General features: G+C 54.7%; 28 protein-coding genes, 1 tRNA gene and 1 pseudogene. 15 read left to right on the top strand and 15 right to left on the bottom strand.

Going from position 1 to position 25742, the window contains the following annotated elements:
* Position 1: 1 nt before the first annotated feature.
* Entirely contained in the window at positions 2-412 is a 411-nt protein-coding gene (locus CLV88_RS15780) for a thioredoxin family protein (protein WP_106609372.1), read from the top strand.
* Positions 413-470: 58 nt separating this feature from the next.
* On the opposite strand, the gene CLV88_RS15775 is transcribed toward CLV88_RS15780, so the two are convergent.
* Positions 471-1343 carry a branched-chain amino acid aminotransferase gene (locus CLV88_RS15775; RefSeq protein ID WP_106609371.1) on the bottom strand — a complete coding sequence of 291 codons (873 nt, stop codon included), beginning with the start codon at positions 1341-1343 and terminating at the stop codon, positions 471-473.
* A 166-nt stretch (positions 1344-1509) separates the two neighbouring features.
* Between CLV88_RS15775 and CLV88_RS15770 the strand changes: the two genes are divergently transcribed.
* The 6 genes from CLV88_RS15770 to dxs all read left to right on the top strand — a co-directional run bounded on the left by CLV88_RS15770 (position 1510) and on the right by dxs (position 6834).
* Positions 1510-2007 carry a MarR family winged helix-turn-helix transcriptional regulator gene (locus CLV88_RS15770; protein WP_106609370.1) on the top strand — a complete coding sequence of 166 codons (498 nt, stop codon included), beginning with the start codon at positions 1510-1512 and terminating at the stop codon, positions 2005-2007.
* A gap of 12 nt (positions 2008-2019) precedes the next feature.
* Positions 2020-2721, top strand: a complete 702-nt coding sequence (locus CLV88_RS15765; protein WP_106609369.1) for a response regulator — start codon at positions 2020-2022, stop codon at positions 2719-2721.
* 104 nt (positions 2722-2825) lie between these two features.
* A complete protein-coding gene (locus CLV88_RS15760) occupies positions 2826-3761 on the top strand; it encodes a histone deacetylase family protein (RefSeq protein WP_106609368.1) in 936 nt (311 codons plus the stop codon).
* Positions 3758-4000 (top strand): exodeoxyribonuclease VII small subunit, encoded by a 243-nt coding sequence (locus CLV88_RS15755; protein ID WP_106609367.1) that lies wholly within the window; start codon positions 3758-3760, stop codon positions 3998-4000. Before CLV88_RS15760 ends, CLV88_RS15755 begins: the two co-directional genes overlap by 4 nt.
* 79 nt (positions 4001-4079) lie before the next feature.
* Complete coding sequence (locus tag CLV88_RS15750; protein ID WP_243403690.1) at positions 4080-4889, top strand: polyprenyl synthetase family protein; 810 nt, start codon at positions 4080-4082, stop codon at positions 4887-4889.
* 16 nt (positions 4890-4905) lie between these two features.
* Positions 4906-6834 carry a 1-deoxy-D-xylulose-5-phosphate synthase gene (dxs, locus tag CLV88_RS15745; RefSeq protein WP_106609413.1) on the top strand — a complete coding sequence of 643 codons (1929 nt, stop codon included), beginning with the start codon at positions 4906-4908 and terminating at the stop codon, positions 6832-6834.
* On the opposite strand, the gene CLV88_RS15740 is transcribed toward dxs, so the two are convergent.
* Complete coding sequence (locus tag CLV88_RS15740; protein WP_106609365.1) at positions 6831-7274, bottom strand: NUDIX hydrolase; 444 nt, start codon at positions 7272-7274, stop codon at positions 6831-6833. The two genes, dxs and CLV88_RS15740, sit on opposite strands and share 4 nt — an antisense overlap.
* A 33-nt stretch (positions 7275-7307) precedes the next feature.
* On the opposite strand from CLV88_RS15740, the gene CLV88_RS15735 reads away from it, so the two are divergent.
* Positions 7308-8561: a DNA polymerase IV gene (locus CLV88_RS15735; protein ID WP_106609364.1), complete on the top strand. Its 1254-nt coding sequence runs from the start codon at positions 7308-7310 to the stop codon at positions 8559-8561.
* Positions 8562-8565: 4 nt separating this feature from the next.
* Here the strand turns inward: CLV88_RS15735 and CLV88_RS15730 are convergent, their stop codons facing one another.
* On the bottom strand, positions 8566-9429 hold the full coding sequence (locus tag CLV88_RS15730; RefSeq protein ID WP_106609363.1) for an N-formylglutamate amidohydrolase: 864 nt from the start codon (positions 9427-9429) through the stop codon (positions 8566-8568).
* 148 nt (positions 9430-9577) lie between these two features.
* Between CLV88_RS15730 and CLV88_RS15725 the strand changes: the two genes are divergently transcribed.
* Both CLV88_RS15725 and ykgO read left to right on the top strand, forming a co-directional pair.
* A tRNA-Val gene (locus CLV88_RS15725) sits at positions 9578-9652 on the top strand.
* A 76-nt stretch (positions 9653-9728) separates the two neighbouring features.
* Entirely contained in the window at positions 9729-9854 is a 126-nt protein-coding gene (ykgO, locus tag CLV88_RS15720; RefSeq protein WP_008562923.1) for a type B 50S ribosomal protein L36, read from the top strand.
* A gap of 325 nt (positions 9855-10179) precedes the next feature.
* Here ykgO and CLV88_RS23395 read toward each other — a convergent pair whose 3' ends face one another.
* Positions 10180-10572 carry a LysR substrate-binding domain-containing protein gene (locus tag CLV88_RS23395; RefSeq protein WP_243403687.1) on the bottom strand — a complete coding sequence of 131 codons (393 nt, stop codon included), beginning with the start codon at positions 10570-10572 and terminating at the stop codon, positions 10180-10182.
* A gap of 301 nt (positions 10573-10873) precedes the next feature.
* A complete protein-coding gene (locus CLV88_RS23390) occupies positions 10874-10975 on the bottom strand; it encodes a hypothetical protein (protein ID WP_243403689.1) in 102 nt (33 codons plus the stop codon).
* A 522-nt stretch (positions 10976-11497) separates the two neighbouring features.
* On the opposite strand from CLV88_RS23390, the gene CLV88_RS15710 reads away from it, so the two are divergent.
* The 3 genes and pseudogenes from CLV88_RS15710 to CLV88_RS15700 all read left to right on the top strand — a co-directional run.
* Complete coding sequence (locus CLV88_RS15710) at positions 11498-11725, top strand: hypothetical protein (protein ID WP_106609362.1); 228 nt, start codon at positions 11498-11500, stop codon at positions 11723-11725.
* The gene (locus CLV88_RS15705; RefSeq protein WP_106609361.1) at positions 11722-12132 is read left to right on the top strand and encodes an imm11 family protein; all 411 of its coding nucleotides are present in this window, start codon (positions 11722-11724) and stop codon (positions 12130-12132) included. The genes CLV88_RS15710 and CLV88_RS15705 overlap by 4 nt, the downstream gene beginning before the upstream one ends.
* Before the next feature lie 218 nt (positions 12133-12350).
* Positions 12351-12586, top strand: a pseudogene (locus tag CLV88_RS15700) (transposase); the annotation flags it as partial.
* On the opposite strand, the gene CLV88_RS23385 reads toward CLV88_RS15700, so the two are convergent.
* From CLV88_RS23385 to CLV88_RS15655, 9 genes are all read right to left on the bottom strand, one after another.
* Complete coding sequence (locus CLV88_RS23385) at positions 12517-12714, bottom strand: aconitase family protein (RefSeq protein ID WP_243403686.1); 198 nt, start codon at positions 12712-12714, stop codon at positions 12517-12519. The pseudogene CLV88_RS15700 and the gene CLV88_RS23385 overlap by 70 nt on opposite strands.
* Positions 12715-12999: 285 nt before the next feature.
* Complete coding sequence (locus CLV88_RS15690) at positions 13000-14229, bottom strand: phenylacetate--CoA ligase family protein (RefSeq protein ID WP_106609359.1); 1230 nt, start codon at positions 14227-14229, stop codon at positions 13000-13002.
* Between the two features lie 127 nt (positions 14230-14356).
* Complete coding sequence (locus CLV88_RS15685; RefSeq protein ID WP_106609358.1) at positions 14357-15178, bottom strand: ABC transporter ATP-binding protein; 822 nt, start codon at positions 15176-15178, stop codon at positions 14357-14359.
* A 73-nt stretch (positions 15179-15251) separates the two neighbouring features.
* On the bottom strand, positions 15252-16535 hold the full coding sequence (locus tag CLV88_RS15680; RefSeq protein WP_106609357.1) for an ABC transporter substrate-binding protein: 1284 nt from the start codon (positions 16533-16535) through the stop codon (positions 15252-15254).
* A 77-nt stretch (positions 16536-16612) separates the two neighbouring features.
* Positions 16613-17689, bottom strand: a complete 1077-nt coding sequence (locus tag CLV88_RS15675; protein ID WP_106609356.1) for a branched-chain amino acid ABC transporter permease — start codon at positions 17687-17689, stop codon at positions 16613-16615.
* Positions 17689-17943: a hypothetical protein gene (locus CLV88_RS15670; RefSeq protein WP_106609355.1), complete on the bottom strand. Its 255-nt coding sequence runs from the start codon at positions 17941-17943 to the stop codon at positions 17689-17691. Before CLV88_RS15670 ends, CLV88_RS15675 begins: the two co-directional genes overlap by 1 nt.
* 4 nt (positions 17944-17947) lie before the next feature.
* The gene (locus tag CLV88_RS15665) at positions 17948-18949 is read right to left on the bottom strand and encodes a branched-chain amino acid ABC transporter permease (protein WP_106609354.1); all 1002 of its coding nucleotides are present in this window, start codon (positions 18947-18949) and stop codon (positions 17948-17950) included.
* Between the two features lie 41 nt (positions 18950-18990).
* Positions 18991-19806: an ABC transporter ATP-binding protein gene (locus tag CLV88_RS15660; protein ID WP_106609353.1), complete on the bottom strand. Its 816-nt coding sequence runs from the start codon at positions 19804-19806 to the stop codon at positions 18991-18993.
* Positions 19803-21773, bottom strand: a complete 1971-nt coding sequence (locus CLV88_RS15655; protein ID WP_106609352.1) for an AMP-binding protein — start codon at positions 21771-21773, stop codon at positions 19803-19805. The genes CLV88_RS15660 and CLV88_RS15655 overlap by 4 nt, the downstream gene beginning before the upstream one ends.
* Positions 21774-21969: 196 nt before the next feature.
* Between CLV88_RS15655 and CLV88_RS15650 the strand changes: the two genes are divergently transcribed.
* Together CLV88_RS15650 and CLV88_RS15645 are read left to right on the top strand one after the other, a co-directional pair.
* Entirely contained in the window at positions 21970-23892 is a 1923-nt protein-coding gene (locus tag CLV88_RS15650; RefSeq protein ID WP_243403685.1) for a hybrid sensor histidine kinase/response regulator, read from the top strand.
* Positions 23889-24593, top strand: coding sequence for a response regulator transcription factor (locus CLV88_RS15645; protein WP_106609351.1), 705 nt, complete (start codon positions 23889-23891; stop codon positions 24591-24593). The genes CLV88_RS15650 and CLV88_RS15645 overlap by 4 nt, the downstream gene beginning before the upstream one ends.
* Before the next feature lie 216 nt (positions 24594-24809).
* On the opposite strand, the gene CLV88_RS15640 is transcribed toward CLV88_RS15645, so the two are convergent.
* On the bottom strand, positions 24810-25670 hold the full coding sequence (locus tag CLV88_RS15640) for a LysR family transcriptional regulator (RefSeq protein ID WP_106609411.1): 861 nt from the start codon (positions 25668-25670) through the stop codon (positions 24810-24812).
* Between the last annotated feature and the right edge of the window lie 72 nt (positions 25671-25742).

Genomic DNA, 25742 nt, shown 5'->3' with positions numbered 1-25742 from the left:
TATGAATCGTCGCGACTTCCTGATCACTACCGCCGTCTTTGCCGCATTGCCGATCGCCGCATATGCGGTGGGAACCGACTATGCACCTGGCCTTGTAAAAAAGCATCTTGAGGCAGGCGACACCGTATTCCTTGATTTCAGTGCCACATGGTGCGGTACTTGCGCGTCGCAGGCACGCACAATCAATGCCTTGAACGCCGCTAACCCCGCGTATAGGGAAAACATCGTTTTCATTCGCGTCGACTGGGATCAATACGGCCGCTCTGACCTCGCCAAATCCCTACGCATCCCCCGCCGCTCTACACTGGTGGTTCTTAAGGGCGACCAAGAACTTGGTCGCATTGTCGCCGGTACCAGCAAAAAGCAAATTCAAGGGCTCATGGACACGGCGCTGGACGCAGCCACAGCCTGATCGCAAAAAGGGCGGCCCAAAACCGCCCCCTTCACTTAACTGACAAATGCACGCCTAGTTAGCTGCGCACCAGCTTTTCATAGTCTTCCGCGATCTCGCGGGTGATGTCACCCACCTCGAACGTATAGTCGCCAATCTGACCCACTGGCGTGACCTCGGCAGCTGTCCCCGTCAGCCAGCACTGTTCAAAATCGGTCATTTCTTCTGGCAGGATATGACGTTCGTGTACCGTGATCCCCTTGTCTTTCAGCATCTGCACCACCGTTTGCCGCGTGATCCCGTTCAAAAAACAATCGGGCAGCGGCGTGTGCACTTCACCGTCTTTAACAAAGAAGATATTCGCCCCGGTCGCCTCGGCCACATAGCCGCGATAATCCATGAACAAGGCATCAGAACAGCCCTTGGCCTCGGCCTTGTGCTTGGAAATCGTGCAGATCATGTAAAGACCCGCCGCCTTGGCATGTACCGGAATGGTTTCAGGGGATGGGCGTTTGTATTCCGCAATATCGAGCTTTGCGCCCTGCATCTTTGCTTCACCATAATAAGCGCCCCAGCCCCAGACGGCCACCGCCATACGCACCGGGTTCTTAGCTGACGCCACCCCCATATCCTCGCCTGATCCACGCCAGACAACCGCTCGCACGTAAGCATCCTGCAACCCGCTGGCCCTTAGCGCTTCGTCCTTGGCCGCTTCGATCTGATCAATCGAATAGGGCAATGGCATGTCCAATGCGTCAGCCGAAGCAATCAGGCGTTCCGAATGTTCACGACTTTTGAAAATATTGCCGTTATAAGCTCTTTCACCTTCGAAAACCGAACTTGCATAATGCATGGCGTGGGTCAGGATGTGAACTTTGGCATCCCGCCAGTTAACCATTTCGCCGTCCATCCAGATTACGCCGTCGCGATCATCATAAGCTGCGCCCGCCATGGTCGCTCCTCTCCCAAAGGTCAGTTTACATAAGTTGCGCAAAATATGGCCGAAACGGACATAAAGTTGCGCAAAATCTGAGCGTCGCTAACAGTTCCCACTTGGAGTGTCAATAAAGCTGACGTATTGTTGGTAGCAGCAATAGCCATTTAGCCCCGGAGACACTATGGGAGAGGCAATCAGCAGCGAGAGCCTGTTGTATCTGACAGATGAACAGTTGCGCCAAGGCATTGAGGCCATGTATTTTGCGTATCGCGGTTTTACTGCTGATCCCGACCGCATTCTGGCAACCATGGCATACGGTCGCGCGCATCACCGCGCCGTTCACTTTATCAACCGAGCACCAGGAACAACCGTGACTAACCTCTTGGTGATCCTTGGAGTCACTAAGCAATCTCTGAACCGTGTCCTGCGCACACTGATAGAAGACGGGTTGGTCGAAAGCCGCGTCGGCAATGCGGATCGGCGCGAACGCAACCTGTATCTTACTGAGGCTGGCAAGGCATTGGAAAACCGCCTGTCAGACGCCCAGCGCGCCCGAATGCGGGCTGCCTTTCGTGATACCGGCCCAGAGGACGTTGCCGGTTTCCGCCGGGTGCTCGAAGCCATGATGGACACAGAGCTCAAGCGCCAGTATCTCAGCTTACGTGAAACGGGCCACTAGGGAATAAATTGAATGAATGACATGGCCCCGCATCTGCTGATCGTTGACGATGATGAACGCATCCGCTCTCTCTTGCACAAGTTCCTGATGCGAAATGGGTTTCTCGTCACAGCGGCCCGCGATGCTGCCCATGCGCGTCGTATCCTGTCGGGTCTGTCCTTTGATCTGCTAGTCCTCGACGTGATGATGCCGGGCGAAGATGGCATGTCCTTGACCCGCGCCATTCGCGAAACATCGATGACACCTATCTTGCTTCTGACCGCCAAAGGCGAAACAGAAGATCGCATAGCTGGGTTAGAGGCGGGCGCGGATGATTATCTGGCCAAACCGTTTGAGCCCAAAGAACTGCTGCTGCGCATCAACGCGATCCTGCGTCGTATGCCTGAAACGGACGAGGGGGAAACCGTACCAAAGGTGCTGCACCTTGGTCATGTCCGTTACGATATCGACCGGGGTGAAATGTGGCAGGGCGAAACACCCGTGCGCCTGACCGCGACCGAGGCTCAGCTCATGCGGATCTTTTCAGCCAACCCGTCCGAACCAATCACCCGTGCAAAGCTGGTCGAAGAATTGGGCCGCGACAAGGGACAAGCCCAGGAACGCGCTGTCGATGTTCAGATTACGCGCCTTCGCCGCAAACTCGAAGAAGATCCGAAACAGCCGCGTTATCTTCAAACCGTACGCGGTGCCGGATACATGCTCGCGCCAGATTGATCGCTTCAGATTAAAAAATCGCAGATCTCTGTGCATGGAGGCTACAAATGATCCGTGCTTGAGTAAGCTGAAACTAAGACGTTTCTCAGGGAGTCTAAACTAGCATGGCCACCGCGCTTTATACGCATCCTGATTGCCAAAAACACGTGACGCCCCCCGGCCATCCGGAACAGGTGGCGCGCCTTGACTACATCGAACATGCCCTCTCGCGGCCAGCGTTTGCACCGCTAGATCGACGCGAAGCACCAGTTTGCTCTGACGCTGATATCCTGCTGTGTCACCCACAATCTCACCTAGACCGGATCACTTCGGCTGAGCCCGCCTCTGGCTCAATTGCGCTTGATGGCGACACCCATATGTCCCCTGGTTCTACTCTTGCAGCGCGCCGCGCCGTCGGAGCCTGCGTTGCCGCTGTGGACGCTGTCATGGCAGAGGACGTGCAAAACGCCTTTGTCGCCTGCCGCCCGCCCGGCCACCATGCGGAACAAGAAACACCTATGGGGTTTTGCCTCTTTGGCACTGCCGCCATCGCCGCCCGCCATGCCATGGAACGCCACGGGCTTAAACGGGTGGCCATTATTGACTTTGATGTGCACCACGGAAACGGCTCTCAAGCATTGCTCTGGGACGAAGCGCGCGCCCTTTTCATCTCGTCCCATCAAAACCCTCTCTGGCCCGGCACCGGCATGGCCCAAGATACCGGTGCCCATAACAACATCCAGAATCACCCCCTGCCGCCCCACAGCGACGGTCGCATCATGCGCGCCACTTACGAAGCCGAAGTGTTTCCCGCCGTCGCTCGCTTTAACCCAGAGCTGATCATCGTATCGGCCGGGTTCGATGCCCACGCCGCCGATCCACTGGCACAGCTCAACTGGAGCACCGATGATTTTGCTTGGCTCACCCGCCAAATATGTGACCTTGCAGATGCGCATTCCAATGGCCGAGTCGTCTCGACTTTGGAAGGCGGATATGATCTGAACGCCTTGGCAGAGTCTGTCTCTGCTCACGTAACCGTGCTGATGGAGAGAACCGAATGACCGACACACCCGTAAGCGAAATGAGCTTTGAACAAGCCATGGCCGAACTCGAACGGGTGGTTGGCCAACTGGAACGTGGCGATGTTGCGCTTGAGGCGTCCATCACCCTCTACGAACGCGGCGCAGAGCTGAAAAAACGCTGCGAAGACAAACTCAAGGAAGCCGAAGAAAAGGTTGCCGCGATCAAGCTGGATGGCGACGGCAACCCGACTGGCCTCACGCCAGTCGAAGGTCTCTGATCACCAAGGCAGGCAACCCGTGTTCCAAACCCGTCTCAACGAAGCCGCCCAAAGGGTTGAGGCCCACCTGAGCCACGTTATGGCCCCAATGGGTGATTTGCCCGTGGTGCAAGCCATGCGTTACGCCAGCGCTGGGGGTAAACGTTTACGCGCCTTTTTGGTGCTGGAAAGCGCGCGCCTGCACCACATTCCCGAGGCTCAGGCGATCTGGCCTGCCACTGCGATCGAGGCGATCCACGCCTACAGCCTCGTGCACGATGACCTGCCCTGTATGGACGATGATGACCTGCGCCGAGGCTTGCCAACCGTGCATGTAAAGTGGGACGAATGCACTGCTGTTCTGGCTGGTGATGCGCTGCACACACTTGGCTTTGAATGCGCCGCGCATCCGGAATGCCACCCAGACCCGAGCGTTCGCGCAGAACTAACTCTGACACTGGCGCGTGCCGCCGGGGGCCAAGGCATGGTGCTCGGCCAGGCACTCGACATCGCTGCCGAAACCGCCGCCAACCCGCTCACGCTTGACGAAATCACCCGGCTCCAAGCGGGCAAGACCGGCGCACTATTTGCATGGTCCGCCACCGCAGGCGCCGTAATGGCAATGGCGGATACGGCACCGCTCAAACGCTACGCCGCTGATCTCGGGCTTGCCTTTCAAATTGCCGACGACATCCTAGATATCGAAGGCGACGCCGCCAAAGTTGGTAAGGCCGTAGGCAAGGATGCAGACGCAGGCAAAGCGACTTTTGTCTCGCTCCTTGGACTTGAGGGCGCAAAAAACCGCGCAAGGGTGCTGATTGAAGATGCCTGCGACGCGCTGGCACCCTATGGTGGTGACGCCGAAACCTTGCGTGATGCCGCGCGGTTCGTTATCTCGCGAGACAGCTAACAAAAAGGCTCTGCCGATGTCCGCGAGACCAGACACTCCATTGCTCGACCAGGTTGCCCTTCCCGCTGACCTGAAACAGTTTTCCGACACGGAACTGGCACAGGTAGCGCAAGAATTACGTGCCGAGACAATTTCTGCTGTCAGCGAAACCGGCGGTCATCTGGGCGCGGGATTGGGTGTCGTGGAACTGACCGTGGCGCTGCACGCGATCTTTGATACACCGCGCGACAAGGTGATCTGGGACGTTGGCCACCAATGTTATCCCCACAAAATTCTGACAGGTCGGCGCGATCGCATCCGCACACTGCGTCAACAGGACGGTCTTTCCGGCTTCACCAAGCGCTCTGAAAGCGTGTTTGACCCGTTTGGCGCAGCGCACTCATCAACGTCTATCTCTGCCGCGCTCGGCTTTGCCGTGGCACGCGATTTGGGCGGTCAATGTGATGGTGGGCTTGGCGATGCGATTGCCGTCATCGGCGATGGCTCGATCAGCGCGGGTATGGCTTACGAGGCCATGAATAACGCAGGCCACCTAAATAAACGCCTTTTCGTAGTCCTGAACGACAACGATATGTCCATCGCGCCACCTGTCGGCGCAATGTCCTCCTACCTCTCTCGCCTCTATGCAGGCGAACCATTTCAGGAATTCAAGGCGGCCGCCAAGGGCGCTGTATCGCTTCTCCCTGAACCATTCCGCGAGGGCGCCAAGCGCGCCAAGGAAATGATAAAAGGTATGGCCGTAGGGGGCACCCTGTTCGAAGAGCTCGGCTTTTCATATGTTGGACCTATCGATGGCCATGATATGGAACAGCTCCTTCTTGTTCTGCGTACAATGCGCCAGCGCGCAACGGGGCCGGTGCTGCTTCATATCAACACCAAAAAGGGCAAGGGCTACGCCCCCGCCGAAAATGCGCGCGATCGGGGCCATGCCACGGCAAAATTCGACGTCGTCACCGGCAAACAGCAAAAGACGCCCTCGAACGCCCCCAGCTATACGTCTGTCTTTGGTAAGGCGCTGGTGGACGAGGCCGCGCGCGATGACAAAATCTGCGCCGTGACTGCCGCCATGCCTGATGGAACTGGACTAAACCTCTTTGCCGAACGTTACCCCAGCCGTTGCTTTGACGTGGCCATCGCCGAACAACACGGCGTCACCTTTTCCGCAGCTCTCGCCGCAGGTGGCATGAAACCATTCTGCGCGATGTATTCGACTTTCCTTCAGCGTGGCTACGATCAGGTGGTGCACGACGTCGCGATCCAGCGCCTTCCAGTGCGCTTCGCCATTGACCGGGCGGGCCTTGTGGGCGCCGACGGCGCAACACACGCTGGCAGCTTTGATATCGCCTATATGGCCAATTTACCGGGCATGGTCGTGATGGCCGCCGCAGACGAGGCCGAATTGATGCACATGGTTGCCACCGCCGCCGCACATAACGATGGACCAATCGCCTTTCGCTATCCGCGTGGCGAGGGTGTGGGTGTCGATCTGCCCGAGCAGGCCGAAATACTCGAAATCGGCAAGGGGCGTGTGATCCAGCACGGCAAACGCGTCGCATTACTGTCATTCGGCACACGTCTGGAAGAGGTCCGCAAGGCCGCCGAAACACTGGCACAAAAGGGCATTACGCCCACCATCGCCGATGCCCGCTTTGCCAAACCACTGGACGAAGCGCTGATCCTCGATCTGGCTGCCAATCACGAGGCCCTGATCACAATCGAAGAAGGCGCAATTGGCGGCTTTGGCAGCCATGTCGCTCAACTACTCGCAGAGAATGCCGTGTTTGACAGCGGCCTTAAGTATCGCTCGATGGTCTTGCCCGATACGTTCATCGACCATGCCAGCCCAAAGGCGATGTACGATAGCGCAGCCATGAACGCGGAACATATCGAGGCCAAGGTGCTGGACGTTCTGGGCATCACCCAGCTGAACAGCAAACGCGCTTAACGATCGGAAAGATAGTCGCTCAGGCGCGTTTGAAATATCGGTATCGCCTTTGGGTGCGCCAGATAATCGTCAGGCCAAAGCAATTGCCATGCCTGCCCCTCATCCCCCAGCGCAATCTGTCGTTCTGCTGATGCCGCCATCTTTGCCACAAAAAACCAGCGTGTCGTACCATGCAAAAAATATTGCCGGCTCCAGACAACAGCCCGCTCGGGAACGTCAAGGCTCAGCTCTTCGCGTGTTTCCCGCCAAACACAGTCCCACGGCGACTCGCCCAGTTCACGCCCGCCACCCGGGAAATCCCAAAACCCCGGAAAGGGAATCGTTTCGATATCATCGCGCAGCAACGTCACAATACGATCCCCGATAAAAACGACCATCTTGGCACCGTCAAAATCATCTGCATTCACGGTGTCTGCCGGATCGCGACGTGATACACTCATTCCCAAACTCCGAACCTAACCACCGAACCCACCATGCCCGCACTATGCCGCGATTGCCTGACCGCACTGACGACCGAACGCCGCTGTTCCAGCTGCGCCAGTTTCCGAATCGTGCGGCACGAAGAGCTCTTTGACCTCTCTATCGCACATATGGATTGCGACGCATTCTACGCCAGTGTTGAGAAACGCGACAACCCGGAGCTGGCGGACAAGCCAGTCGTCATTGGCGGCGGGCGCCGTGGAGTGGTCTCAACAGCCTGCTATGTTGCCCGCATTCGGGGCGTTCGTTCCGCCATGCCAATGTTTCAGGCGCTCAAACTGTGTCCTGATGCGGTGGTGATCAAACCTCGCATGTCCGTCTATGTCGAAGTCAGCCGCGAGATCCGCAAGATGATGAACGACATGACACCAGACATTGAACCATTGTCGCTGGACGAGGCTTTCATGGATCTTTCGGGAACCGCCAAACTACATGGCGCGCCGCCTGCGGTGATGCTGGCCCGGTTGACCAAACGCATGAAGGACGAACTGGGCGTCACTGGCTCCATCGGCCTCAGCCACAACAAATTCCTCGCCAAGGTCGCGTCCGACCTCGACAAGCCGCGTGGGTTTTCGGTGATCGGCGAGGCGGAAACGGATGACTTTCTGCGCGACAAATCGGTGCGCCTGATTTGGGGCATTGGACCCGCGGCACAAGAAAGCCTTGATCGCGCAGGCATCCGCACTTTCAAAGACTTGTTGCGTTGGGAGCAACAAGACCTAACCGCCCGGTTCGGCTCGATGGGGTACCGCCTATGGAGCCTTGCACGCGGACAGGACCGTCGCCGTGTGTCCGCCCACACGCCGATCAAAAGCATCAGCAACGAGACCACCTTTTTTGAAGACACCGGCAGCACCAACATTCTGGATGGTCACATCTGGCGCATGGCTGAAAAGGTCTCGGACCGTGCCAAAGCCAAAGATATGGCGGGCCGTGTTGTGACGCTGAAGCTCAAACGCGCCAATCACAGCTTGATTTCCCGCCGCATAAGCCTGCGCGACCCGACCCAAATGGCCGACACGTTGTATCGCACGGCGCGTAACTTGTTCGATCAGGTTGGGGATCAGGGCCCGTATAGGCTGATTGGCGTTGGCCTTGCCGACCTTATCTCAGCCGAGCAGGGGGATTTGTCTGGAGATTTGCTGGACCCACAGGCTGTTCAACGCACCAAGGCAGAACGCGCAACCGACGCAATCCGCAAACGGTTCGGCTCAGACGCAATTCTCAAGGGGCGTGCAATGCGCTGACGGATCACTCGGCAGCCAGCGAACGATCTTCCGGGCGTCCAATCTCGACGATCCGAGCAATCACGCTTCCCAGTCGTTCACGGAACGCGGCAAAGTCTGAATGCGGTTTTATCCGACGCTCATCCATATAAAGCGAGCGGTCGATCTCAATCTGAATCGCATGTTGGCGGCGCGAGGGTCGTCCATAATGCTGTGTCACGTAGGCTCCCGCAAATGGAGTGTTCCGTGAAACCTCGAACCCCGCCTCGGCGAACGCCGCCTCGATCTGGTCCATCACTTCACTATGCGCAGCAGCACCAAATCGATCACCTAACACGATTTCCGGCCGCGGCCTGCCGTTGCGTGAAACGTTTTCAACGGCCTCACGCGGCATCGAGTGACAATCGACCAGTATCGCCTTGCCGAATGTCTCGTGAGCCTGCGCGAGCAGTTCGGCCAATGCCTGATGGTACGGGCGCCAGTAGGTTTCGATTCGACGATTTGCCTCGTCCAACGCCATCTTGCCGCTATAGATGGACCTTCCGTTCGCCACCACTCGTGGAATCACTCCAAGTCCGGATGCAATGCGTGGGTTATGCCCGATCTTGCGAACACCATGAATCAGGGCCGGGTCTAACTCGTCAGCCGCGCGATTAAGATCCAGAAAGGCACGTGGAGCTCCTGCAACGAGGAACGGAGCGCCAAATTCTGGCGCCACCTCGAACAACTTATCTACAAACGCGTCTTCAGAAGTTCTAATTGTGTGTGCATTCAAAAGCGACCGCCTGATAAACCATTCAGGGTAATCGCATCCGCTATGCGGCGACGCAAAAACCAGCGCAGACGTCAATGTGCGCGGCCGATGGATGAGATAAGATTCTCTAGGCATTGGGTCTCCTGTTCACCAGAAATATAGCCTCAAAAACTATTATTTCAAAAGCCCTTGATCCCCCTCACGACTCCTTTTATAGAAGCCGCCACTGGCGCGGTTTTCCGCGCCCCCTTTATTAGGGGGCAAAGTAATCAAGCCGGTTCGTGGGTGATTAGCTCAGCGGTAGAGCACTTCGTTGACATCGAAGGGGTCACTGGTTCGATCCCAGTATCGCCCACCATGAATTCACCGCCCCAAGCCATCGGGGTGCCCGCAACCAAATGGCGCATGCCGCGCCGCGAAATGAGGAGAATGACATGAAGGTCAAGAACTCGCTCCGCTCGCTCAAGAACCGGCACCGCGACTGCCGTGTTGTGCGCCGCAAGGGCCGCGTTTACGTGATCAATAAGACACAGCGTCGCTTCAAAGCACGTCAGGGTTAACTCCCGGTCTTTTTGATATGAGCCACTGTAAGAACCGCCCTTCGGGGCGGTTTTTTGCTTTTGGGGCATCCTAAACATTGCATTTTGCCCCTAACGAACGTGCCTATTCCTTTCCAATTCTGCGCCAAAAATTGAAAAAGCCCGGCGAATTGTTTGGCCAAAACCCACTAATGTTACTCAATTAAAGCACTACGTTCGGCGTTGAGGGCGGTAAATTGCCGCCCACCACACTTTGCGGCAAAGACGGCTATGGGCAGAAAGTGCGCTCAAAAAGTTGAACGAACCACCCAAAGCAGAAATTCAAGAACATGCAAAAAGTTGCAGCCTAAGATCGTGTTGCTTCGCCACTTACATACTTTACCGCGTCAAAAAACGCCAACGCCTCCTTTACATCTCCCGAAGTACGATAAGAAATATAGAGATCAATTTCCCGAGCGTTCTCGTAATAGGGGACAAATTTCAGACTTTTGGATGATAACGACTTTACCCAAGCAGGGCTCAGGGCGATGCCAATTCCATGCCCCACCAATCGGAGCATCGTTGATTTGCCTATGACTTCGCAGACAATATCAGGTTGCCATCCAAGTGATCGAAAACTACCCCACAACATCTCGTGCAGTATGGGGCTGGAGCGCTTTGGAAATCCCATTAGCGGAAGGTCCTTGATTTCCTCGAAAGAAATTTCTTTCTTCTCTGACAAAGGATTGTCATCCGCCACGACGACAACCACAGACTGGTTATACAAAAATTCCGATGACAGATATTTATCTGTCAGGCGGACCCCGCACAAATGCGACGTCAGTCTTATGACCCACAAGTTCCCGAGTGTGATGGTCCGATGATGAGATCTCAAGCAATTCTATATGTACCGTAGGGTAGAGCTTTCAAAACTCGACCAAGGCAGGTGGAAACAACAATGAAAGCGCTTCGTCGACACCGCTTATCCGAAGTGATAACAGGCCGCTGTCTGCGACATGGCGCACATTCGAAACCGACTTTGCGATATCCGCGAGAATACGTTACGCATCCTTCAATAATTCTGATCCAGCCTGTGTCAAACTCACTTGGCGGATGGTTCGAAAAGCCAGAGGAAACCCAAGCTCGTGTTCAAGCGCGGAAATCCGTTTGGAAAGTGAAGGCTAACTCAGGCCAAAACGCTCTCCGGCTTTCCGAAAGTGGAGTTCTTCGACAACCGCCACAAAACACTGAAGTTGTCATAGCTCCGCACTGGCTCCTATTGGATGACACTTAATTGCATCTTTTTTGTCAGGCCATTTTCAAACGCACGAATGGATTCCGCGAGGTTAAGGGAACCCAGCATATCGTCTCGCCCATCCAACAAGGCACTCCGGGTAGCTTCGTCCATCTAGAATCGAAGATGTCACAGCCCGACCGAAGTCTGACGACGGGAACCTAAGGTAGACATTCAAATCGTGAGTTACAGGGCAGAAACAAACCTTATACGAAATATAGTGGATGAGGACTCTGTTTGGCGCGGCTCTTGGAAATCATCATTTCTACAAACAGCATTGTCCGAGTATTTTCGTTGAATGTTTCTGGCAGGAAACGTTGAAATGACGCACTTTTAGCGGGGCAATACCCTACCTAAGAGGGTCGCATTGGACACATTGGGGTAGCAAAATATGGTACACAAAAAGATTTGGGAATCGAAAATGGTCGTGGAGAGCCGTCTTGTGAAGCCGGTGGACTACCTGATGCCCAACAACAGCCTTCGTGAACGTATCGACTTTCAGGATAGATATCATTTTCGCGATGGTCGCGATATTGATCCGTCAGAATATCCGACTGCAATTTTTTTGATCTTCGCAACCTGTCGGCACGTCAGCGCGCGCTTCCAGATGTCTTCTTGAGCAAAAATGCCAATCTCATTATTTCCGGCGCCATGCATGATCTGTTACAGCAGTTCGAGCTGGGCGAGACGCGGTTTTCTCAGGTGCAACTGTTTGAATATGATCAGAAAACACCCATCGAGGGGCGCTGGTATTTCATACATATTCGCGAAGAGCGGTCGTCATTTCTCGCGGATCAATCGGTTGATCTGAGACGACCAATTGTTGAGCGGGGGCGTTGGGAGCCGGGGTTCTCCGAGGATCGTTTGTTTGTATTGGATCCGGAAAAGGTGGGCGATGTTGATCTTTGGTTTGAAGAGCGTGTGAAGAGAGTCGTGTTTTTCTCGGATCGGTTGCGTCAGGCGATTAAGGCAGCAAAACTCAAGACACGGTGGATGGGATTTCGGGAATGTGGGTTGCCACAGTAATTTTCAGTTTAAATTGAGATTTTTGCCATTATTCCTCTCAAAGAAACAATTTTTGAGGGATCTTTGTCAGATTATACTTTGGCGATTCTTCATCTTATTGCTTCTAAAGCTATCGAAGGTTTTGGAGACGAGTGCCTGACGTCAGCGCCTATGGGTGCAATTAGGACAATTTGAAAAGAGAGAGTTTCTGGCCCAACGTCACCACCAAGGAGTGGACGATGAGAAAGACAACAAAGAGTCCTAGCGAGAAGGTCGCCATGGACATCAAAGGGGCCACTTGCAAGCAATACTCCATTGAAGAGAAGATTGGTATCGTGCCGGACGGGCTGCGTGGCGAGGACAGCATCGGAGAGATGTGCCGTCGTGAGGCATATCCCAGAGCCTTTATTGCAAGTGGTCCAAAGACTTTATGGAAGCTAGGAAGAAGTGTCTGACCGACGACACGGCACGCGCACACAGCTCAACGGCCATGTTGCAGATGGTCATCCGCCCAGACATGTTTTGATCGCGAATGGCCGGCGCCGAAAAGTCTACAGCATAGCCATTTACGCCACCGGCACCGACGACCTGCACCACCTTCATGTTGATATTCTACGCGGTCGCACCTGGCGCCAAATCGCAGTCGATACTCAACAGCGTGGTTTTCAATCGCTTAGAGCGCAGAGTCTGCGTCGCAAGAATGTGCTAAACTTCAGACGTTCTAATTCCAGCGCCCCAAAGGCACCATAAGCTCTGACGTCAGGCAGTTCTGGAGACGTCGCTGAATGACAACAACATGATGCGGATGTTTCAGCCGGGGCTACTGAATTTTCATGCGAATGAAGAAGCACTAAAGTTCCGCGTGCTGTCATTTGATATTCAATGGCCTCAGTTGGCTTGGTCGTAAACCCGCCGATCCTCGATCACGATACCATCGTTGGGCAAGCTTCCCGGTGCGACAATTTCTACAGCACCGCGTAGCTTCAGAGTTTCGGCTATAGATGCGCCATACGCATCCTGATCCCCCCCCGTGCTTTCGATTTGCACGGTCATCACATCCATCTCTCCATTGCGTGTCGCAACGACTCGCGCTTTGCCGACCTCGTCATGACGCGCCACCAATGCGGCCACTTGTTCTGGGCGCACAAACATACCCTTGATCTTGGCCGTTTGATCCGCGCGTCCCATCCACCCCTTGATCCGCATGTTCGTGCGGCCACATGGGCTTTGCCCAGGGAGGACGGCGGAGAGGTCGCCGGTGGCAAAGCGGATCAAGGGATAGTCAGGATTGAGTGTTGTCACGACAACTTCACCGACCTCACCCTGCGCAACGGGTGTACCAGTACCCGGCGTGACGATTTCAACGATCACGCCCTCATCTATGATCATACCCTCCATGGCCTCCGATTCATATGCGATCGAGCCCAGATCCGCTGTGCCATACCCTTGCAGACAGGTAATTCCCCGATCCGCATATTCCTGCCGCAGCGACGGGAAGAGCGCGCCACCCCCAACTGTGGCTTTGAATATCTTTAGCCGCTCGCCCATCTCGTCAGCCTTGTCGAGGATCACCTTGAGGTAATCCGGAGTGCCAGCATATGCCGTCGTCCCGACATCAGCGGCAGCACGCACTTGCATCTCCGTCTGGCCCACTCCCGCTGGCAGGACCTTGGCTCCGACGGCCCGCGCACCGCTTTCAAACATGATCCCTGCTGGGGTCAGGTGATACGAAAAACAGTTCTGCACAATGTCACCCGCTCCAATGCCAACCGCGTTAAGGACACGACCAAAGCGAAACCAGTCCGCACCATTGCTGCCGGGTTCATAAATCGGACCAGGTGATTGGAACACATGAGTAATGCCAGGCCTGTTCAAATCGGCATAGCCACCCATAAGTCCGGCCAGTGACTGAGCTTTACTCAGTTCAGATTTGCGAAGAACCGGCAAGGGCGCAAGTGCTTCGACACTTGTCACCAACTCCGGATCCACATTGGAAAGCGTACGTGCATACCCGGGCAGCATTTTGGCTCGTGCAAATTGTGCTGGCAGGGCCAAGGCCAAATCCTCAGCACGCTGATCCTCAGAGCGGGTTTCCAGAGTGTCAAAATACTGGCTCATCGCGCCATCCTCATCTCTCTTTGCACCAATCTACTGGGCGCAAATTACCAACGGGTGGGGCATTTACCATCTCACCCAGAAAAAACGGGACCACTTTGAAACGTACCGCCCCATATCTGCTCATCAGTTAACTTAGCCAGCGTTTGCGGCGACGATAGGACCGTACATCTCGGAACGACTTGCGGCCTTCATCGGACATTCCAAGGTAGAATTCCTTAACATCCGGGTTTTCACGCAATTCTTTGGCAGGGCCGTCCATCACAACGCGGCCTGATTCCAAAATATAGCCGTAATGGGCAAATCGCAGCGCGACATTGGTGTTCTGTTCCGCCAAAAGGAATGTCGCGCCTTCCTTTTCGTTTAGGTCTTTGACGATGGTAAAGATCTCTTCCACCAATTGCGGTGCTAGCCCCATGCTCGGCTCATCCAACAAAATCGTTTCCGGGCGGCTCATCAAAGCACGCCCAATCGCGACCATCTGTTGCTCACCGCCCGAGGTATAGCCGGCCTGGCTTTTGCGGCGCTCGTTCAGCCTTGGGAAATAAGTGTACACCATTTCCAAATCACGTGCGATGTCAGCAGAATTAGACCGTGTATAAGCTCCGGTCAGAAGGTTTTCCTCAACCGTAAGGTGCTCAAAGCAATGGCGGCCCTCCATTACCTGAATGACACCGGTTTTCACCATTGCCGCTGGGTCCAACCCTTGGGTATTAGCGCCGCGATACATGATCGAGCCCTTGGTCACTTCGCCGCGTTCGGAATGCAGAAGGTTCGATATTGCCTTAAGCGTTGTGGTTTTGCCTGCGCCGTTGCCACCTAGCAACGCAGTGATACCACCTTTGGGTACACTCAGGCTCACGCCCTTGAGAACGAGGATCACGTGATTATAGATCACCTCGATGTTGTTGACCTCCAAGAGGGTCTCTTCGGTGCGACCAGAATCCAACATCAGCGATTTCTTTCCTGTCCGGTTGGGCAACGTCCCGGCCGGTCACTCGGCCGGGACAAGGTTTGTGAAGTGCTTAGTTGCAGCGCTCTGCGATGTTGTTTTCCGCCGCAAATGCCATGCTGTCCTCAAGGATCAGTGGGTCAATGATGGACTTGTCTGACACTTTGAAGTCTGTGATCTGGTTCCAGACCCCAGCAGACGCATCCCATTGCGTCACTGCGCCAAGACCTGGACCGCCGTGGTTTTCACAGCTCACCGAGAATTCAGGACCCATGCCAGCAACGCCATATTTCTCCATCATCGCATCGGTGATCTCCAGGTTTTCCATCCCGTCAACCATCATCGCTTGGGTGATGTCGGCCACGCCGTGCATTTCCTGCGCCTTGAGGATCGCCATATGCGCAAGGAAACCGGCATAGATCGTCCGGCTGTACAGAACGGTTCCGGTCTGGTTTCCGGCACCTGCCGCCAAACCGGCGTCATAGACGTATTTCTGCAAATCGTCATAGATCGGGAAATCTTTGCCGACACCATTCATGGTCAGGGCTTTGTACCCGTTGGCCGCGTCACCTGCGGGCAATACGTCTGCTTCTGCACCGGACCACCATGCACCGATAAAGTTCTCCATCGGATAGCGAATATTGGCGGCTTCCTGAACGGCAACCTGGTTCATCACGCCCCAGCCCCACATCAGAACATTGTCAGGCTTCTCGCGGCGAATTTGCAACCACTGCGACTTTTGCTCTTGTCCAGGGTGATCCACCGCCAGCAGCAAAAGCTCAAACCCGTGCTTTTCCGACAACTTTTCAAGCGTCCGGATCGGTTCCTTACCATAGGCCGAGTTGTGATAAACCAGTGCAATTTTCTTGCCGGAAATGTCGCCACCGTTTTCATCTAGCAGGTAGTTGATCGCGACAGATGCCGCATCCCAATAGTTGGCGGGAAAGTTAAAAACGTTCGAAAACACTTTGCCGTTCGCAGCCGATGTGCGCCCATAGCCCATTGTGTGCAGCGCAATGCCATCCGCAGAGACTTTGGGGATCAGCTGATAGGTGATCCCTGTCGAAAAGGGCTGGTACAGCAACGAGCCTTCGCCCTTTGTGCTTTCATAGCATTCAACACCTTTTTCGGTGTTATAGCCGGTCTCGCACTCCAAAACACGCACCGGCACACCACCGATGCCGCCGTCGCGCTCGTTTACCATGGTAAAGTAGTCTGCATACCCATCAGCGAGGGGGATGCCGCCAACCGCGTAGGGTCCGGTTCGAAAGCTCAGGCTGGGCATCACAAGATCTGCCAGCACCGGGCTTGCGGTCATAAGGGCCGCTGTGGCCCATGTTGCGAGTTTCAATTTCATTTGATCTTTCCTCCCTTAGTTTTTGTTCGATATTTTCGTCAGGAGCCTCCCCGCTCCTTATTCTTCTTGCTGCGGCCCTAATGTGGGAAGGGCCACAACCTCAGTTTCTCTTTGGCCACGCGCCAAAGTTGGGCCAGCCCATGCGGTTCCGCGATCAAGAATATGATGATCAACGCACCGACAATCAGGAATTCCAGATGTGCGGCGAGATCAGTGGGCCATCCCAGCATACCGACCAGAACGTTCTTGAGAAGAACGGGCATCAACACAAGGAACGCCGCCCCGGCAAAGCTGCCAAAGATCGAGCCCAAACCGCCGATAATGATCATGAACAGCACCAGAAAGGATTTCTGAATGCCAAAGGCTTCGCCGACTTCAACCGCGCCAAGGTACACCGAAAAGAACAAGGCCCCCGAGATACCAACAAAGAAAGAGCTCACCGCAAAAGCCGTCAGCTTGGCGCGCAGCGGATTCACCCCGATAATCTCAGCAGCGATATCCATATCACGAATGGCCATCCATTGGCGCCCTTGCATCCCACGGGTCAGATTGCGTGCGACAAGCGCTGATAGTGTCACCAATACAAGGCAGAACAGATAAGGTGCCCACGCGCTTGTGTTCGGCCCAGTAACTTCAAATCCGAACAGCGTGCGTTCAGGCGCGGAGATCTGACCAGAGGCCGAGTAGTTGTAGAACCACGGCACTCGGTTAAACAGCCAAACAAGGAAGAACTGCGCCGCCAATGTCGCCACGGCCAGATAGAAGCCCTTGATCCTCAGCGACGGCAGGCCAAACAGAACGCCAACACCGGCGGTCACACCCCCGGCCAACAGCACATGGAAAAAGATGTTCACCTCGGGAAAGGCCGTCATCAACTTGTAACAGGCATATGCGCCTACCGCCATAAACCCGCCCGTACCCAGAGAAACCTGACCACAATACCCAACAAGGATATTCAGCCCAATTGCCGCAATCGAATAGATCAGAAACGGCAGGAAAATCGCATTGACCCAATAGTCATTAATGACGAACGGCACCACAGCGAATGCAAAGACCAACACGAAATAGTATCGATAGCGATCAAACTTGATCGGAAACGTCTGGTTGTCGTCGGCGTATGTCGTTTTGAAATCGCCTGCTTCACGGTAGAACATCAGACGTTCTCCCCTTGGAATTCATCTTCAAGATGTGACCGGTCTGCCCGGTTCGGTTTCTTTGCGTACCCTGTCGTTTCGGCATGACGCACCAGCTGGAAGTAGGCCCAGATCCCAATCGCGCCGCCCAAAGCAGCAAGAATGGCGGCGGTTGTCATCTGCCCAGATGACCCATCCGCGCTTAGCGCGAGGTAGCCAAAGGCCCAGAACCCCGACCATGCAATGACATTCAGTATGGCAATCAACTTGGTCATCTGGTCATACCCTCTCGATAATCTTTTCGCCAAACAGGCCCTGTGGCCGGAAGACGAGGAAGATCAGCGCCAGCACATAAGCAAACCAGTTCTCGGTCGCGCCGCCAATATAGGGACCAATCGCAAACTCAAAGAGTTTCTCGCCTACACCAATGATCAAGCCACCAACAATGGCACCGGGGATCGACGTGAACCCGCCCAGCATCAACACTGGCAGCGCCTTGAGCGCAATTAGCGAAAGCGAAAACTGCACGCCAGATTTTGCGCCCCACATAATGCCCGCGACCAAGGCCACAAACCCGGCCACCGACCACACCATGATCCAGATAAAGTTCAGCGAAATCCCCACCGACAGCGCCGCTTGGTGGTCATCCGCCACAGCTCGCATTGCGCGACCTTGTTTGGTGTACTGAGCAAAGATTACCAGTGCAGCCACCAGAATGGCCGCGATTACCGTGGCAACCAGATCAAGCTTATCGAGGAAAAATCCATAGAAGTTCTCATTGCCAAAGCCTAACCACTGTGTGTTTTCTTCGATCCAGAAACTACCACCCTGAGGCAACCCAACGTCCAGCTTCTTGATATCGCTACCCCACATCAGATCGCCAAACCCCTCGAGGAAATAGGCCAGACCGATGGTCGCCATGAACAAAATGATAGGCTCTTGGTTCACCAGATGGCGCATCACAAAATGGTTCACCGCCCAAGCGAGGAACACCATGACTACCATCGTTATAATAATCGCCACTAGCGCAGGCACATGCCATCCGAAATGGTGAATATCCGTGCCAAAGGCAGCATTGATCAGATGTGAAAAGGGAACTTGCCCCTCCATTATTCCAACCAGCGTTAATGCCGCGAATAGCGCCATGACACCTTGGGCATAGTTAAAAATTCCCGAGGCTTTGAAAATCAGAACAAACCCCAACGCGACCAGCGCATAAAGCACGCCGGCCATGAGGCCGTTCAAAAGCACCTCTGTGCCAAAGAGCAAACTGTCAGGCATCGGCTACGCCTCCGATTTTATTATTAATATCAGGCCATTGATCAGTCATGAGCCACCCCCAGATAGGCGTCGATCACCGCCTGATTGCTGCGCACTTCGTCTGGTGTCCCATCGCCGATCTTTTTGCCGTAATCCATCACGACCACCCGGTCGCTCAGGTCCATCACCACGCCCATATCGTGCTCGATCAGCGCAATCGTGGTGCCAAACTCGTCATTCACATCAAGGATAAAGCGGCTCATGTCCTCTTTTTCCTCAACGTTCATGCCCGCCATCGGTTCGTCCAACAACAAAATCGAAGGCTCCGCCGCCAATGCCCGCGCCAGCTCGACCCGTTTCTTCAAACCATAAGGCAGGCGTGCCACTGGCGTTTTGCGGATCGCTTGAATCTCCAGAAAATCGATGATTTTCTCCACCGCTTCGCGGTTCTCGACCTCTTCTTTCTCGGCTTTTCCACGCCATAAAGCTTGCGCCAGCATGCCCGACTGCATTTGACGCATACGCCCGGTCATTACATTGTCCAGAACGGACATGCCTTCAAACAATGCGATATTTTGGAACGTGCGAGCAATGCCTTGCTGCGCCACCTCATAGGGTTTCATCGGAGGTCGCTTCTCGCCCTTGTACCAGACCTCGCCATCTTGCGGGATGTAAAAGCCCGAGATCACATTCAGCATCGACGATTTCCCGGCACCGTTTGGGCCGATGATCGCGCGGATTTCACCTTCGCGAATGTCGAACGAAATATCTGTGATCGCCTTCACCCCGCCAAATCGCAGCGTGATATTCTTCATTTCCATCACCGTCGGGCCAATCGTCCGGCCATCTTCCGTGACATAACTTTCCTGAGCACTCATTCTGCGGCCACCTGTTGCGCGGTTGAGACCACCTTGGCGTCACGCAAATCCAATGTTGCGCTGATGCTGCCCTTGCGGCCATCTTCATAGGTCACTTCGGTCACGGTCGAGACTGTGGGCGAACCGGCGTACAGCGCTTCAACCAGATCATTGAACTTATCCGCAACGATCACCCTGCGCACCTTGCGTGTGCGGGTCATCTCACCATCATCTGCGTCCAGTTCCTTGTGCAAAACAAGGAAACGATGGATCTGGCAACCGGCAAGCATCGGATCGACAGCAACCGATTTGTTAACCGCTTCTACATGCGTCTGAATTGTATCAAGCACGCGCGGATGCCCGGCTAGTTCCTGATATGATGCATAGGCGATGTTGTTACGTTCTGCCCAATTACCCACTGCAGTCAGGTCAATATTGATAAACGCCACGCAGTGATCTTTTCCATTCCCAAATAGCACCGCCTCCAGAATATCTGGATAGAACTTCAACTTGTTTTCCACATATTTCGGCGCAAACATACTGCCATCGGCCATTTTGCCAACGTCCTTGGCACGGTCGATAATACGCAGATGCCCTGTGTTCTCCTCAAAGAACCCTGCGTCGCCGGTCGCCACCCATCCTTCGGCATCCTTGGTCGAAGCGGTGGACTCCGGGTTTTTGTAGTATTCAACAAACGTTCCTGGCGAGCGATAGAAAATTTCGCCATTGTCCGCGATTTTGATTTCCACGTCCGGGCTTGGAACACCAACCGTATCGGCGCGCACTTCGCCATCAGGCTGCGCCGTGATAAACACCGTCGCTTCTGTCTGGCCATAAAGCTGTTTCAGGTTGATCCCTAGCGAGCGATAAAATTCGAAAATCTCCGGGCCAATCGCCTCGCCCGCGGTATAGCCAACCCGCACCCGACCAAAGCCCAGCGTATCCTTGAGCGGACCATAGACCAGAACATTGCCAATCGCGTATTTCAGGCGGTCGCCAAACGCCACTGGCTTGCCATCCAGGATATCGCCGCCAACTTTCTTGGCGTGCTCCATGTATTTGTGGAACATCTTGCGCTTGAACTTGCCCGCATCTTCCATACGGATCATCACGTTAGTCAGCTGGGTCTCAAACACGCGCGGTGGCGCAAAGTAATACGTTGGTCCAATCTCGCGAAGATCGGTCATCATCGTCTCGGCACTTTCGGGGCAGTTCACACAGAACCCGCACCAATAGGCTTGCCCAACAGAAAAGATAAAATCGCCGACCCACGCCATCGGCAGATAGGCCAAAATTTCGTCGCCAGCATTCAGATTATCAAACTCTGAGCTGTTTTTGGCGCTTTCGATCACGTTGCGGTTGGACAAAACAACACCCTTCGGCTTGCCCGTCGTGCCCGAGGTATACAACATCACGCAAGTGCTGTCGTAATCCAGCTTATCCTGACGCTTTTTCAGATCTCCGCTCAACTCATGAAATGCAGCACGGCCTTGTTCCTGAATGTCGACAAAACGATGCAGCTGATGATGATCGTACTTCCGCATCCCGCGCTGGTCGATATAGATCATGTGCTCAAACTGATGCAGGTTGTCCTGAATGTCGATGATCTTATCGACCTGCTCTTGGTCCTGAACAATCGCATAGCGCGCCCCGCAATGGCTCAGGATATACTCCATCTCCTCGGCGGCGCTGTCCTGATAGACGGGCACGGGGACCGCCCCAACACATTGCGCGGCTACCATGGACCAGTAAAAGTGCGGCCTGTTACGACCGATTATCGCGATAAAGTCGCCTTCGTTAACGCCAAGATTGATCAATCCCAGCGCCAACGCTTCGATTTCTTTATGGGTGTCAGCCCAAGTCCAGCTTTGCCAGATGCCGAATTCTTTTTCCCGGTAAGCGTCCTTGTCCGCGAACAAGGTGGCGTTCCGCTGCAACAGTGCAGGGACGGACGCTAGTCCGCCGGTCGCCTGTGACGACTGTGCCAAATGTCTCTCCTCCCTAACGGTCCGCCTCCACGGACCAAAACCGCCGAAACGATTCCTCACCTCTTAAGGTGCGCGTTTCACTCTGTGCGTCAACTTTTTCCTGAACATTTCCCAAACCTTACGAATTGTAACAGCCCGCATTTGGGGCTTTGCGGCCCAAGCACGCGATGCTAGCGATAGGGAAAGGGAGATAGGTATGGCGCGGGTTTCCGGCACCACGCAGGCAATGACAATCGCGGGTTTGAACCTGATTAAACAGGCTTTGTCGATCTATGACAGCAATCTCAACCTTGTGGTTTCTAACGCCCGTTTTCGCGAAATGTTTTCGATCCCTGATCACCTCACCCGCCCCGGTGCGTCATTCAGCAACACGATCCGCTTTCTCGTGGACAATGGCGAATACGGTGACGTTCCTCACGAAGAAATCGAGACATTTGTCGCCGAACGCGTTGAGCGGGCTCTTGATTTCGAACCGCACTACTTTGAACGTCAACGGGCGGACGGGCGCTGGATCAGCGTAGAGGGCTCGCCGCTGCCGGAAGGTGGGTGGGTTGCCGTTTATACAGATATCACGTCAACCAAACGTCAAGAGGCACTCTTGCGGGGACGTTCAGAGGAACTCTCTGATCAGCTGCTTCAACACGCTGAGGAGCTCTCGGCCACCAACCGCAAGCTTGAAGCAACGGTCAATACGCTGGGCGAAGTCAAACGCCAACTTACCGAGTCCGAAGCGCGGATGCGTCTCACCGCAGAAATGATGCCCGCCCACATCGCGCATGTCGGTCCTGACCGGCTCTATACCTACTCGAACCGGCGCCTGTCGTCGGTCATACCGGGTCGACCTAGCAATATTATTGGCAGCCACATCAGCGATGCACTTGGCGACAGCGCCTTTCAGTCGATCCGCCCGTACCTTGACGCTGCATTCAACGGCGAACCATCCGTGTTCGAGTTCAATGACCATCCCAGCGCACGGCGCATCCGTGTTGCCTTCACACCAGACGGAAACACGGGTGACGAACGTGGAGTCTATATTCTCTCCATGGACATCACCGAAGAGACGCAAACGCGGGTCGCCCTACAACAGACACGGCGCCGAGAGATTGCCGCCCAGATGACCAGCGGACTGGCGCATGATTTTTCCAACCTTTTGACAATCATTCTGGGAACGCAAAGCAAGCTGCAAAAGATGGCGTTGCCTTCGGAAGCTAGCACATTGATCGAGGCCACTCTGGGAGCGGCGCGGCGCGGCGGAACATTGCTCAATCGTCTTGCCGACATTACAGCCCACCGCGCGCCAAATCTTGTACCTGTCGACATGCAGGCGCTCTTGACGGAACTGGAAACGCTGGCCACCCCGACACTTGAGGGAAAGGCATCTCTGATCATCGAAAATGGCATTCCCGATACGCCTATCCTTCTTGATCCTGCCATGTTGCAGGACTCGGTGGTCAATCTGCTGCTCAACGCGCGGGACGCCTGCGGCGAAAATGGCTCAATACTATTGATTGCTGAACTCATCCAAGACACTTGGGTGCAGCTCACCATTCGTGACTCTGGCCCGGGCTTCTCACCTACAGCTCTGCAACGCGCCCTTGAACCGTTTTTCACAACTAAAGGTGCGGAGGGCTCCGGCCTTGGACTGGCGATGGTTTACGACATGACCAAACTTGCTGGTGGTGATGTGAAAATTGCCAACACAGACACAGGTGGTCAAGTTTCTTTGCGCTTGCCACTGCGCAAGCCTGTCTGCAGGTCCAAGCCTGGTCTGGTGTTACTGGTTGAGGACAATGCGGATCTGCGCGGGCTTATTCGGGCTATGTTGACTGACATGAACCACTCAGTGATTGAAGCCGCAAGCGTCGCCGAGGCGCGAGCGCTGCTCGACCAATTGCCGGAAATAAACCTGATCCTCTCAGACATCATGCTTGAAGGCGACGCCACCGGGGTAGATCTCATCCGCGAATTGCCCAACGATGCTGTTCCTGCCTATCTCATGACATCTCTTCCCCAAACCAATCCGCTGTATGTCAAAGGGGCGGCTCGCGCACCCATGTTGCCCAAACCCTTTACCGCCGAACAATTGGTTAAATTCTTGCACCCAGAGGCACAGTCATGACCGCACCTCTCGTCACGATCCTCGATGATGAACCCGCAATCCGCTCAATCCTTGCCGATGCGCTTGAGGAAGCCGGGTTTCGTACCATGGGCTTTTCCCGCGCCACCGAATTCGAAGCCGCGCTGAAATCGACAACACCAGATGTCTGCCTTGTTGATCTCGGTCTGCCCGACAAGGACGGTCTTACGCTGGTTCACAGACTTGCGCTCGAACTTGGTGCAGCAGTTATCATCATCTCAGGACGTGCGCAGGTACAGGATCGTGTGACCGGTCTTGATCTTGGCGCAGACGACTACATCATCAAACCCTTCGACCCCGCCGAGGTGGTAGCCCGTGTCCGCGCCCGCCTGCGCAAGGACAAAGCCCCAACGACCACTGCCGCCAACACAGCAATTTTCAACGGTTGGACGGCCTATTTCGACCGCTACGTTCTCAAAGATGAGAATGGCACTGAAACCACTTTCAGCCATGCCGAAAGTGAAGTGCTGCGCCTCTTCCTTGAAAGCCCCAAACGCCTGATCAGCCGCACGCAGATGCAAGAAATGCTAGGTGGTGCAGCAGGAGAAAGCTTTGATCGCGCCATGGATGTGCGGATCTCGCGTCTGCGTACGAAACTACGCGAAGACCCAAAAAACCCTCAGCTTATCAAAACCATATACGGCGCCGGATACATTTTCCTTGGAAATGTGGAGTGGGTTTAGCGCCAATCCGAACCACGCCACCGCCCACGACATCCGGTACACATAGCGTAGAAACCGACAATATGTAGATATTCCCTGCCAGATGTGGTATGTTGAGACCAATCCCAACGAACCTTTTTGACTTGCTAGCGCGATTTGGGGAAAAATCAAAAACACGGGACACTCCCAACTCCCCGCAGATCAGAACATCGGCTGCGGGGAATTTTTCGGAGCGGTTTAGTTCAGAAAATCCGCTCTGCGCGACCTGAAAAACGGGACCAGCATTTCACGAAAGGCTGCGACGCGTGCAGATGGCCACACGTCCGGATGCGATAGCACCCAAACATCGGCGTATGGTTGAGAATCCAAGAATGGTAGTTGCACCAAGCCAGGTGTCGCACGCCCTAAAAAGAACGGCATCCGAACAACGCCTAATCCAGCAACGGCAGCTCCGACCATCGCCGCCATGTCATCGCAGACCAAGACGACACGCGATTTTGGGAAGTGCCTTTTCGCGGCTACTGGCACTTCTGGTTGCTGTTCGTAGACCACCCAATCGATCACATCATTTTTTGTCCGGTCCAACCACTTACGCGCACCAAAACATGCCGTTTGTTGTCCCGCAACACGCACCCCTTTGAGCGTATCGCCTGGACTGCGTGAGATACGCACTGCCAAATCAGCTTCTCGGCGCGTTAAGTCAACAATGTCATTAGACGCCTTAAGGCGCAGCTCAACATTGGGATGCGCCTTGAAAAATTGTGCAGCTACGGGAGAAATATAAGGACCAATCATTAGCTGCGGCGCGGTCACGACCAATGTGCCAGACAAAAGCTGATCCCGTCCCTGAAGGGTTCGCATCAAGGTCAACTCTTGCGCCTCCATTTCAGCTGCGCGCAAAGCAACGGATTTCCCCACTTCGGTCGCCTGATACCCGTCAGCCAGCCGATCAAACAGCCGAACATCCATATCCTTTTCAATACGTGAAATTCGGCGCGCGACCGTGGTGTAATTTACACCCAGCGCTGCCCCAGCCCCAGCCAGGGATCCTGCGCGCACCAAGTGCAGAACTGTCTTTAAATCTTCCCAATCCGCCATGGCATGCATTTTCGCACATGAAGCGTGAAAATACACGCGTTTTCGCAAGACTCGCATTGCGCTATGTTTGAA

Source organism: Shimia abyssi (assembly GCF_003014475.1).
In the GTDB taxonomy this organism is placed as follows: Bacteria; Pseudomonadota; Alphaproteobacteria; order Rhodobacterales; family Rhodobacteraceae; genus Shimia; species Shimia abyssi.
Note: the sequence above shows the minus strand (reverse complement) of the source record. Positions and strands in the feature narration are given on the sequence as shown.